Origin of the sequence: Testudinibacter crocodili (assembly GCF_006228025.1) — a bacterium.
In the GTDB taxonomy this organism is placed as follows: Bacteria; Pseudomonadota; Gammaproteobacteria; order Enterobacterales; family Pasteurellaceae; genus Chelonobacter.
Genome location: NZ_VDHF01000011.1, coordinates 1 through 12,003, shown reverse-complemented (window position 1 = coordinate 12,003; position 12,003 = coordinate 1). Strand labels below are relative to the sequence as shown.

Annotated in this window: 11 protein-coding genes; 3 read left to right on the top strand and 8 right to left on the bottom strand. The window is 45.4% G+C overall.

From position 1 onward, the window contains the following. The coding region (gene cysS, locus FHQ23_RS01180) for a cysteine--tRNA ligase (protein ID WP_139612684.1) at positions 1 to 817 on the bottom strand (817 nt) is incomplete at its 3' end. A 129-nt stretch (positions 818 to 946) separates the two neighbouring features. Here cysS and FHQ23_RS01175 point away from each other — a divergent pair. Both FHQ23_RS01175 and FHQ23_RS01170 read left to right on the top strand, forming a co-directional pair. Beyond that, positions 947 to 1,456 (top strand): peptidylprolyl isomerase, encoded by a 510-nt coding sequence (locus tag FHQ23_RS01175; RefSeq protein WP_139612683.1) that lies wholly within the window; start codon positions 947 to 949, stop codon positions 1,454 to 1,456. Between the two features lie 113 nt (positions 1,457 to 1,569). Beyond that, the gene (locus FHQ23_RS01170) at positions 1,570 to 2,328 is read left to right on the top strand and encodes a Fic family protein (RefSeq protein ID WP_139612682.1); all 759 of its coding nucleotides are present in this window, start codon (positions 1,570 to 1,572) and stop codon (positions 2,326 to 2,328) included. Positions 2,329 to 2,364: 36 nt separating this feature from the next. On the opposite strand, the gene yihA is transcribed toward FHQ23_RS01170, so the two are convergent. The 6 genes from yihA to FHQ23_RS01140 all read right to left on the bottom strand — a co-directional run bounded on the left by yihA (position 2,365) and on the right by FHQ23_RS01140 (position 8,615). Next, positions 2,365 to 2,991 carry a ribosome biogenesis GTP-binding protein YihA/YsxC gene (gene yihA, locus FHQ23_RS01165; protein WP_139612681.1) on the bottom strand — a complete coding sequence of 209 codons (627 nt, stop codon included), beginning with the start codon at positions 2,989 to 2,991 and terminating at the stop codon, positions 2,365 to 2,367. Between the two features lie 15 nt (positions 2,992 to 3,006). After that, on the bottom strand, positions 3,007 to 3,609 hold the full coding sequence (locus FHQ23_RS01160; RefSeq protein WP_139612680.1) for a hypothetical protein: 603 nt from the start codon (positions 3,607 to 3,609) through the stop codon (positions 3,007 to 3,009). 3 nt (positions 3,610 to 3,612) lie between these two features. Then, complete coding sequence (locus FHQ23_RS01155; RefSeq protein WP_139612679.1) at positions 3,613 to 4,050, bottom strand: DUF805 domain-containing protein; 438 nt, start codon at positions 4,048 to 4,050, stop codon at positions 3,613 to 3,615. A gap of 11 nt (positions 4,051 to 4,061) precedes the next feature. Then, entirely contained in the window at positions 4,062 to 5,777 is a 1,716-nt protein-coding gene (gene proS, locus FHQ23_RS01150; RefSeq protein WP_139612678.1) for a proline--tRNA ligase, read from the bottom strand. 268 nt (positions 5,778 to 6,045) lie between these two features. Next, on the bottom strand, positions 6,046 to 7,512 hold the full coding sequence (locus FHQ23_RS01145; protein WP_139612677.1) for a surface lipoprotein assembly modifier: 1,467 nt from the start codon (positions 7,510 to 7,512) through the stop codon (positions 6,046 to 6,048). Positions 7,513 to 7,580: 68 nt separating this feature from the next. After that, a complete protein-coding gene (locus tag FHQ23_RS01140; protein ID WP_139612676.1) occupies positions 7,581 to 8,615 on the bottom strand; it encodes a transferrin-binding protein-like solute binding protein in 1,035 nt (344 codons plus the stop codon). Between the two features lie 284 nt (positions 8,616 to 8,899). On the opposite strand from FHQ23_RS01140, the gene FHQ23_RS01135 reads away from it, so the two are divergent. Beyond that, positions 8,900 to 9,691, top strand: coding sequence for a DUF4198 domain-containing protein (locus FHQ23_RS01135; protein WP_139612675.1), 792 nt, complete (start codon positions 8,900 to 8,902; stop codon positions 9,689 to 9,691). Between the two features lie 63 nt (positions 9,692 to 9,754). Here FHQ23_RS01135 and FHQ23_RS01130 read toward each other — a convergent pair whose 3' ends face one another. Then, complete coding sequence (locus FHQ23_RS01130; protein ID WP_139612674.1) at positions 9,755 to 11,761, bottom strand: BCCT family transporter; 2,007 nt, start codon at positions 11,759 to 11,761, stop codon at positions 9,755 to 9,757. Between the last annotated feature and the right edge of the window lie 242 nt (positions 11,762 to 12,003).

Sequence of the window (12,003 nt, the reverse complement as noted above, 5' to 3'; positions counted from 1 at the left end):
TGCCGAGTGATTTTGACATCTTTTCTTTGTCGACCATAATCATGCCGGAATGGATCCAGTAGTTGACATAATCATCGCCATGGGCGCAGCACGATTGGGCGATTTCATTTTCATGGTGCGGGAACATCAAATCCGAACCACCGCCGTGGATATCAAAATGTGCGCCTAGTTCTTTATGATTCATCGCCGAACATTCGATATGCCAGCCCGGACGCCCCAAGCCCCAAGGCGACGCCCAACTCGGTTCATTCGGCTTCGACATCTTCCACAACACAAAATCCATCGGATTTTGTTTGATCGCCGAAATTTCGATTCTGGCACCGGCTTGCAGCTGATCCAGATCTTGCCGCGACAGCAAGCCGTATTTGCCAAAACTCGGCACCGAGAACATCACATCGCCATTGTCTGCCACATAGGCATGCTTGCGTGCCAGCAATTTTTCGACCATCGCAATAATCTCAGCAATATGATGGGTGGCGCGTGGCTCACGAGTAGGGGCTTGAATATTCAAAGCACTGAAATCGGCATGCATCTCCGTCACCATGCGATCAACCAGCTGATCACAACTTTCGCTATTTTCCGCTGCCCGTTTAATGATTTTGTCATCGACATCGGTGATATTGCGCACATAGGTCAGGTCGTAGCCACAATAGCGCAAATAACGGGCGATCATATCAAAGCAGACAAAAGTACGCCCGTGACCAATATGGCAGTAGTCATACACCGTCACACCACACACATACATCCCTACTTTTCCGGCATGGATCGGTTTAAATTCTTGTTTTTCCCGTTTTAACGTATTATAAATTTTTAGCATTCTCTGTCCTGCGTTCTTTGTTGAAAAGCCAACAGACCCTACTATTGAGTCGGTAGCTGTTTTGTTATTTTTATGAAATAATAGCACCACATTATCACGTTTTTACCACAATTAAATAGGATTTAATTTATGGTCACACTACACACCAATTTTGGCGATATCAAACTAGCATTAAACAGCGAAAAAGCCCCAATTACCAGCGAAAATTTTCTAAATTACTGTAAAAAAGGCTTTTATAACAATACCATTTTCCATCGTGTGATCGATGGCTTTATGATTCAGGGCGGTGGCATGGAACCCGGCATGAAAGAGAAAGCCACCGACAAACCGATTCAAAACGAAGCCAGCAATGGGTTAAGCAATAAAAAAGGCACGATTGCCATGGCACGCACCAGCGATCCGCACTCTGCCACTGCCCAGTTTTTTATCAATGTGGCTGACAACACGTTCTTGGATTACCGTGGCAAAAAAATGTATGACCGCGACGTAGTGCAGGAGTGGGGCTATGCCGTGTTCGGTGAAGTGGTTGAAGGCATGGACGTGGTAGAGAAAATTCGCCAAATGAAAACCAGTAACAAAGGTTTCCACCAAGACGTACCACAAGAAGATGTGATTATTCAATCGGTGACGGTAGAGTAATTCCGTTTTTATCCGATTACTGACAAAGATATTTGATGAGGCAATATAGGGGCGGATTAACTATCCGCCCGTTTGCGAAGTGCGGCATAAGCACTTAATCAAGGAAAACTCTTATGGACTCCGTTGAACAACTCAAAAAAATACTCGATACAAAAAGACCATTAGATCCTATTACGGCTCAATCATTACAAGATGATTTTATGATTCGATACAATCAAGCCTCTAACGCTATCGAAGGAAACCAATTAACGTTAATTGAAACAAGAGTATTGCTTGAAAATGGGATGACGGCTAAAGGTAAGCCTTTTAAAGACCACTTAGATGTCATCAACCATCAAGAGGCCATTTATTATCTATTAGATATTATTAAGAATAAAGAACCATTATCTGAGCGACACATTAAAGAATTTAATACATTACTTTTAAAATCAACAAAATATGAAATGTATTCGGGCAAATACCGCTCTGTTCCTGTCATGATTCAGGGGGCAAAGCATATTCCGCCTCAACCGTACTTAGTGCAAAACGAAATAGATAGGCTACTAGAAAAAAACGCAAGGGATAAAGAAGAAGGGAGAGCTGATTTAGAGCGTATTGCTGAATTACATGCTAATTTTGTCCGTATTCATCCTTTTGTTGATGGTAACGGCCGCACCGGTCGATTGATAATGAATGTAGAATTAATGAATGCAGGCTATTCTATTGCTATTATCGAACCAATGGAAAGAGAAGACTATTATAATGCGCTAGAAAAAGCGGATGAGGGTGACTATAAACCGATTACCCGTCTTTTAAAAGATGCGGTACGACGTTCTATAGAACGCGAATTACAGGTAGTTTATCCTGAATGGCGAAAAGATCACATCGAATAAAGCAGCGTAGGGGCGATGATGTCGCCCCAAATAGTTTTATTCTGCTGGTGCGCTAAAATTCGGCGCGAACCAGCCGTCCAGTTTTGCTGCCAGTTTATCAATTCCAATTTTATTCAGTGCGGAGAATGCTTCGACTTGAATATCGCCCTGAAACGGCAGAATCGCTTCACGCACCAGTTTCACTTGTTTGCTGCGTGCGCTTTGGCTGAGTTTGTCGGCTTTTGTCAGCAGCAGTAGCAATGGCAGCTTGGAGCTGACTGCCCATTCGATCATCTGCTGATCCAAGTCTTTTAGCGGATGGCGAATATCCATCAAAATCACCACCCCGCCTAAACATTCTCGTTTTTGCAGGTATTCGCCCAATGCTTGCTGCCATTTGATTTTCATCTGCTCCGGTACCGCGGCGTAGCCGTAGCCCGGTAAATCGACAATTTTACATTGTGGTTCCACTTCAAACAGATTAATTAACTGGGTGCGTCCCGGTGTTTTTGAGGTGCGAGCCAAACTTTTTTGATTGGTCAGACTGTTGAGTGCAGTCGATTTGCCCGCATTCGAGCGGCCGGCAAACGCAATTTCAATGCCGCTGTCTTCCGGCAGGTGGCGGATGTCCGGTGCGCTGGTTAAAAAATGGGTTTTTTGGTAATTCAATGTAATCTCTGACACGCTCTGTTCCTCGTGTTAATGGCAAATAATATGCGCTAAAAATGATCGGATTTTTTGATAACTGCCGTGCAATAACGCGTCACCATCAAACTGATTTGGCTGTGGCAATGGCGGAATCAGTTCACTGGCGTTGATGTGCAATAAGGCGTTGTCGCTAAATTCAAATTGTGAAATCAGTCCGCTCATGCGCAACTGTCCTTGTGGATCGCGCTGATAGAAGGTCAGCGCATGTTCAGCGTTTAGTGGCTGACGACGCCCAAAGGCATGACACACATCTGTTGCCTGAATTTGATAAACATCGACAAAACCCGCTTGGCCTAATTCATAAAACTCCACACGCTCAATCTTGTGTGGAAGCGGTTGTTGCAGCGGATAATCCTGTTGGTTCAACGCTAACAGTATTTTGCGCTCACCTAGGGTTTGCAACTGAAAAGCGCGGTCGCCGCCGCCCTTATTCTCGCTGCTGATGGTTGCCAAAGGTGTGCCATCGCCAGCCACACTAAAGCTCAACTGCTGTGGCTTGCCGTGTAAATCAAAAAACGGCAACGTGCGGTTTGGACTGCCGCAAGCGGCGAGCAACAGACAGACTGTTGTGATCAACAATGGTTGTATTTTCATGGTTTATTTCAACTTAAATTGCAGTGCCAAGCCACGTTCGCCATAGCGGTTTGCTTGTGCTTGTCCACGAAAAACGCCCCAGTCCAGCAACAGCAATGTGCCGAAAAACAATGGCATAAATCGCCCCAATGCCCACGCCATCATGCCGTCGCTGTAAACAGCAACAAAATAGCACAGCAGCGGAAATACCACGATAAACACCGCACTTCCACTGCGTCCACGGTCATGCAAGCGCTTCACCACAACCGCCACGAAGCAGTACAACACCAATAGCAACAGCGCCGATGCCAAAAGTGCGGTCGCAGTTTGTTGGAATAACTGCTGTATCGGCAGCAAATTCGCCAACAGTAATAATACGGCAAAGCAAATGCCGAAACCTTGCCAAAATCCTTTGCGGTTGAGGCGTCCTTTGAATGAAAACAGCAGTGACCACAATGACATGTTATTTTCCATTAGGCTTGCAGTTGCTGGGCGATAAATGCCGCCACGTCTTGCTGGGCAATCATCTGTTTTTCACTGTTGCGACGGTTTTTATATTCCACTTCACCGTTCAGCAGGTTTTTCTCACCGATCACAATCGTGTGCGGCACGCCGATCAATTCCATATCGGCAAACATCACGCCCGGGCGCTCTTTGCGATCATCAAAAATCACATCCACGCCTTGCTGCTGCAAAGTGCGGTAGAGTTCTTCGGCGTACTGCTGCACCGCCTCAGATTTGTGCATGTTCATCGGCACAATCGCCACTTGGAACGGCGCAATTTGCTGTGGCCAAATGATGCCGCGCTCATCATGGTTTTGTTCGATTGCAGCCGCTACCACACGGCTGACACCGATGCCGTAGCAACCCATGGTCATCACTTGCGGGCGACCGTCTTCGCCTTGCACCGTGGCATTCATTGCTTGCGAATATTTATCACCTAATTGGAAAATATGTCCGACTTCAATCCCACGTTTGATTTGCAAGCTGCCTCTGCCGCACGGGCTTGGGTCGCCTTCTACCACATTACGCAAATCGGCGACTTCCGCCAGCGGCAGATCACGCAACCAGTTGATGCCAAAATAGTGCTTATCGTCGATATTCGCCCCGGCACCGAAATCACTCATATTGGCAACGGTGCGGTCAATCACCAGCGGAATCGGCAGGTTAATCGGGCCTAATGAACCGACACCGGCACCAATTGTGGCACGGATTTCCGCTTCATCGGCAAACACCAGCGGGCTGGTAACCTGTGCCAATTTTTCCGCTTTGACTTCATTCAGTTCATGATCGCCACGCACGATCAGCGCCACGAGTTGGTGACCGCTCTCTTCGCTGGCATGTACGATCAAAGTTTTGACCGTTTTTTCAATCGGCAGATTAAATTGATCTACTAATGCGGCAATGGTTTTACAGTTTGGGGTATCGACCAAACGCAGTTCCTCAGTTGGCTCGGCACGTTCGCCTAAAGCGACCGCTTCCGCCAGCTCGATATTGGCGGCATAATCTGAGGCAGTAGAAAACACGATATCGTCTTCGCCACTGGCGGCCAGCACTTGGAATTCATGCGAGGCACTGCCGCCGATTGAACCGGTGTCCGCCTGCACCGCACGGAAATCCAAGCCTAAGCGGGTGAAAATATTGCTGTAGGTTTGATACATCACTTCATAGGTTTGCTGCAAGCTGGCTTGGTCATTATGGAACGAATAGGCATCTTTCATCAAAAATTCGCGTGCGCGCATCACGCCGAAACGTGGACGCACTTCGTCACGGAATTTGGTTTGGATTTGGTATAGATTAATCGGCAACTGTTTGTATGAACTCAATTCACGCCGTGCCAAATCGGTGATCACTTCTTCGTGGGTCGGGCCCAACACAAAAGGGCGCTCGCCTCGGTCGGTGAAACGTAATAGCTCGGGACCATACTGCTCCCAACGCTCGGATTCCAGCCATAGATCGCCCGGCTGCACTACCGGCATCGACACTTCCAACGCTCCGCTTTTGTCCATCTCTTCACGCACGATTTTTTCGACTTTACGCAACACTTTTAAGCCGGTCGGCAACCAAGTGTATAGCCCCGACGCCAACGGACGGATCATGCCCGCTCGCAACATCAGTTGGTGGCTGACCACCTCAGCATTGTTCGGAGTCTCTTTTAAGGTTGAAAATAGATATTGTGATGTACGCATGGTATTTCCTGTAAATGGGTTTTATCTTGAAAAATTGGCGATATTCTAGCATTGGAACGGCATATTCAAAACAAAAATAGCCGTGTTCACGGCTCAGCCTGCTGACAAAGGTTAAAATATACGATTAATATTGTAAAAGTAGCAACTGTGTTTCCTGTTTTTTTGGAAACACAGTTGCCACCCAGCCTAATCAAATAATCTAAAGGCGGATCCAATCCACCCTTAGACTGCCTTATCAATATCTTTGTCTACCTACAGCAAGTGCGGTCTAAAAGCGTTTGCTGACTTCCAGATAAACTCGATTTTTGTCATAACTGTAAAACGGGTTGTTGCTATCTATTTTGGTGTATGACCAAGTCACTCGCGGGGTGATACCCCAGAAATGCAGATTACGATGCCAGATACTGAATTGTGCGCCGTATTCATCATTTTTTTGGCGAATGCCGGTGAAATCAGCGGCTTTATACTGGCGTGTGGCGTAGTTCAGCGTGATTCTGGTGGAAATGCCGCCCATCCACTCCTGCCCCCAGCCGAGCCGTATATTTTTGCGCTGATAGGCATTATCCTTATGCCGCGCATTATCACGACTGTAGTCCGCACCAACAACCCAGTATTGATCACTGCTTGGCATATACAACAACGTATTTGACCAGAAATAGTTATTACCATTCAAGTGTTTGCGTGTCACATAACGCTGTTCCCCATACTCAAGTGCGGTCGAAATCTGCCAACGTGGCGCCAACCAATAACTGAAATCCAAACGCAAACCGCTATTTTGAGAGAAACGTTTCAAGGAATCGCTGCCGGAAGCGCCGCCGCCATACCAACGTCTTTCCGTAAACGGCATCAACGTCACTTCGCTGCGTGCAGTTTGGTAGCCCAAACCAACGCTGATCCGTGCATTAAATTCATTATATTTTTTGTTATCCCAATAGTAACGTCCATAACCAGACAAGCTCACTTTGCTGAAAAAGCCGTGTTGCAACGACCATTTTTTATCTGCGCCAAGATTGTAGCCAATCCCTTCTGCTTTTTCGCTTTGCCAAGCTTTCCAGCCTTTGACTTGCGTACCGGCTTTTGGCGCATTGTTGACGTTAGCCTCGTTTAAATAACTTAAACCGCCTTGAAATGTCCACTGATCACGCCGATTAATTGCCGTTAAATATTGATCAATCAACTGTACAAATGCCGGTGACACATTTTCAGTGCGTAACTTTTCAAACTGATCGCGTGCGGCTTCATTGTCATTATTCAAATACAGCACTTGCGCCATTTGGTAGCGTACCGGAATCAAATTCGGGTTTTTAGCAAACAAAGTGCGGTATAAACTCAGCGAATACGCATAATCTTGTTGCTGCTGTGCCAAGATCGCCTCGCCCCAAGTCACCAGCACCGGATCGGTTTTGCCTTGCGCTTGATAAATCGGCAGCAACAGCGCCACACCATCTGCATTATTCTGCATTAATGCCGGCAGTAACGCCCGCAGCACCAACTCAGGATATTTCGCCAGCTCTTCTTTGCTGATTGAAATGGACTTAGGTTGCGACACCGCACTTGGGGCTTGCAATGTCGGTTGCGGTAACTGAGGCTGTGCCACCTGAAATTTCGGCTCGTCCAAACCTAAACGTGGCGCCTGTTCAGTGGTCACGGTTTGTGCCTGCGCTGTGCCGGTAAATAAACCGCTAAAAATTGGCAACACTGCCAAAGAAACAAGAAATGAATGGTTGATACGCATAATACTCTCAAGTAAAAAGGCTATCTGAATAAGATAGCCTTGATTATAGTCTATTTTTTCAAATAAGGTTATTTTTGTTGCTCAGCGGCAAACACCACACCCCATTTAGCATTATGCGCTTCCCCGGCAATTTCTTCTGCTTTTTCACCGAAAAATGCGCCGTTGAGTGGGGCGGTCAGCTCATTTTCCTCTATTTGCCACTCTTTTTTACCCTCTTCGTTAATATTAAAAACGCCATTTCCTTTGAAAGCTCCTTCAGAGATATTCGCATCTACCAAGACCAAACCATTATACAATGAGCCTTTGACTGTTTTTTCACCAAAATCCGCCAGAAGCTTAACGTTACCATAAGTATCTAGCGGCCCTTGCCCATTATCTCTTAATACAAAAATCAATGCTGTTTTTGGGCTGTCATAACTAGCATATCCGCTAGTCGGTATTTCAGATATTGGCGTCATTTCACCATTATAAAATGCATGAACCAAACCACTCTCAGAATCTAAAATTGCACCTATTTTTACAGTGTTAATATTTGTTTTGTCCTGGCAACAAATTTTTCTTGATTTGTACTCTTTCCAAATATTACGAGCCTCAAAATCGTTCATCAGAGTCCAATCCCAAATATTATCAGAGACAAGATTCAATTTCTTGCCATCGACAACAATATGATCGTATTGAGCGGATTTCACCGTCGTTGATACTACGTTAGACGCTTGCTCTTGATCATTGGAATATTTGAATCCTGCTCCTTGAAGATCTTTTGGTGGTATTACTACAGGCTTAGGTTCTTCCTTAGGTGGCTCAGGGGCCGCTTCAGGTGAGGTCGGCGTTGTTTCTGGTGTAAAGGAGGAACTCGGTGCCAAAACTTCTACTGTCGGTGTCGTCGCCACAGAGTCTGTTGGGGCTGTTGTTGGCTGTGCTGGCGTTGTCGGAGTTTCTGCCGGTGTTGTTTCTGCCGATGTGACAGGTTGTTCTACTGGCGTCGGGTTAACCAGCGCTGCGGTTTCCGATGAACCGGAGCCACCACCGCCTCCGCCACAAGCGGTTAAGAGCAAAAGGCTAAGAGCGGTTAATCCGGATTTTATTTGTTGTTGTTTTTTCATAAATCACCTGTCTTTTTTAATTAAGTATTGCTGTTGAAAATAAATATATATCCTTAGGGAGTTAATGTTTTTCAACGGTACACCCTTTGTAAAAAAATTCAAGCTTGTCTCTTTTTTAAAGGGCTGTTTCCTCGCTATAAATCTTCAAATATTGATACAGATCAAGCTTTACAAATCTTTGGTTGCGCCGCTAGCAAAATATGCTAATATCGCAATCAATTCTCATTTACACTCAATTAAGTGAGAATCAACAACTTTCATCTAAATGAGAAAAGGATATCTTAATGAAAAAAGTCATGTTGACCGCACTTTGTGCTCTCTCTGCTAGCAGCTTAAGCCAAGCCCATGATTTATGGGTTTATGCCCAAGATGCCGAACAAGGTAAGCCGCTGCAAGCGGTGTTAGGTTACGGTGATAACTTCCCGGCAGGCGATCCGATTCCGGAAAAACGGTTGCATATTTTTCCACCGCTAGAATTGGTGACGCCGAACAAAACCGAAGCGCTGCAACAGCAAGGGGAAAACTATCACTATGTCAGCCCACAGGCACTGAGCGCAGGCGAATATAAAATCAGTTCAACCTATCGCCCAACTTTCTGGTCAAAAAATGCGGAAGGCTGGAAAATGCAAAACTTGAGCGAAGTGCCGGATGCCCACTATTGCGAGCAATCCAGTATGTATGCCACCACCTATTTTAATCTTGGCGGCGCTAAAGTCAGTGAATTTGCGCAAAAACCGGTCGGTTTAGAGTTAGAAATCGTACCGTTGGTTGATCCGAGCCAAATCAAACCGATGCAAGTGGTGCCGGTGCAAGTGCTGTATAACGGTGAGCCGGTGAAAGGCGCCACCATTATCGGCACGGCGGATACCTTGACTAAACTGGATTGGGATGCGGTGATGGATCATCGTGAACCACAGGCGTTTTCCGGTAAAACCGATAAAAACGGGGTGATGAATTTTATCCCGTTGCTGCAAGGCAACTGGAAATTGAAAACCAGCCACGAAGCCGAGTTCCCCGATCAAAAAATCTGCCAGAAGAAAAAAATGTATAGCACTTATACGCTAAACATTAAGTAATATTAAACCATAAAAGCGATAACAGCTCACTCCGGTTATCGCTTTTTTTGTTTGCATGACAGATTACGCCGTCGGCTCCAACGGCGCCTGCACCATCAATTCGTTGGCTTCGCTATTGAGCAGCACTAAGTAACGTTGGTACTGTTTCAACACATCGGCAATCAACTCTTCCGTGGTCATATACTGCACATCGTAACCAATACGACCGTCGCCAAAATAGGTGACCGGTTCAAATACCTGTTCATGTTTCATACTCGGCACGCTCTGCTCTTCCTGCATCGAAAGTGCGGTATCTTTGCTCTGAATCATCACGCCGTAAATAAAATCACGCATTACGCCTTTGTGAATCACCAGTTCGATACTACGCTGCGGTTCGTCCGTTTGGTTGATTTCTACCTGCAGCTGATGCTTATTCACTAATTCGTCACGCAATTGGCTAAACGCCGGCTTGACCACCTGTTGTAAGAATTGCTGAATATCCTCTTCTTGGGTCTGCTTCAAAATCTGGCCTAAGCGTTTCTTCCATTTATCACCACTCCAAAATACCGTTGATTGATTTAAACGGGTATTAAAGTAGTTTTTATCCACTCGCAAACCTTGCAGCAGGCTAAAACACATCAACACTGTAATCACGGCAAACGGTAGCGCCACTACCAAGGTCATCGCCTGCACCGCGCCCAAGCCGCCGGAATTCAGCAAGGCGATCGACAAAATAATCATCACCACACCCCATAGCGCACTTTGCCACTTTGGTGTATCCACACTTTTACCGCTCGAAGCAATATTATTTAATACAAAAATGCCTGAGTCTGCCGAGGTGATAAAAAACAGTGACAAAATCAACAGCGCTAGCAAACCACTCAAAGTCGATAATGGGAAATAGTCTAAAAATGCAAACAACAGCGTTTCCGGCGCACCGGTCAAGGCACTTAATGCCCCGCTATGTTTCACATCTTCCAAAATAGCGCTGTCACCAAAGATGGTAAACCACAGCAAATTAAAGGTAGCAGGGATGATCAATACCCCAAGAATAAATTCACGAATGGTTCTGCCTCGTGAAATCCGCGCAATAAACAACCCAACAAATGGCGCCCAAGAGAACCACCATGCCCAGTACAGCACTGTCCAACCGCTAAACCAAGCGGTGTGCTGCGAATCATAGCTAAAGGTACGGAAACTGATCTCAATCAGATTACTCAGGTAATACCCAATATTTTCCGAGAAAACCGAAAGCAAATACACCGTTGAGCCACTAAACAACACAAACAGCATGAGTATCAGTGCCAGGCTTAAATTGATTTCGCTTAACCGACGCACCCCTTTGCCCACGCCGGAAATCGCCGACAGCACTGCAATGCTTACCACTACGATAATCACTAATGAATTGCTGAAAAAGCTGTTTTCGCTCAAAATACCCACCGCCTGCAGACCAGCATTCAACTGTGACGAGCCGTAACCCAGTGTGGTAATGATCCCGAACAACGTGGCAATCAACGCCAGGGCATCAATGATATGCCCGTACACGCCGTGAATTTTATCACGCAACAACGGATAAAATGCCGAGCGAATCGACAGCGGCATCCGATAGCGAAAACCAAAATATGCTAGTGCTAATGCGATCGTACCGTAGATCGCCCAAGGGTGAATTCCCCAATGGAAAAAGGTGTAAAGCATCGCATTTTTCTGTGGACTATCCTGAGTAATTGGTGCTACCGAGTGCATCAGTGGCTCTGCCACGCCAAAATACATCAAGCCGACCCCCATTCCAGCGGCAAATAACATCGCCACCCAAGAGAAAAACGGATATTCCGCTTCTTCGTCATCACTGCCCAGACGAATATCGCCTAAACTACTCATCGCCAGTAGCAGTAAAAACAGAATAAAACAGCTGACCGACAAAATGTAAAACCAGCTGAAATAGTCAAACGCATAATTTTTTGCTACATTCAATCCCTGTTGCATTGACTGGGGAAACGCAATACATGCCACGGCAATTAGCACAACAAAGATAAAGCTGGGAATAAAAACCGGCAAACTGAAAGTTGAATGTTTTTTTAGTAAAGAAAACAAACCATTAACTCCTTAGGTATTATTAAAATATAGACTTTTATTGTATTTATAAGTATAAAAACCGCACTTATAATAATTTAATAGAATAAATAAATCAAATTTTAATCACAAAAAGGAATAAATAGATGTGTGATTATATAAAATCAGCATAAAAAAACCTGCCAAATTCAGCAGGTTTGTCTGTTATAAAGGAAGGGTTTTATTTCAAAAAATACTGATACGAATCGGTAATATCCTGATAG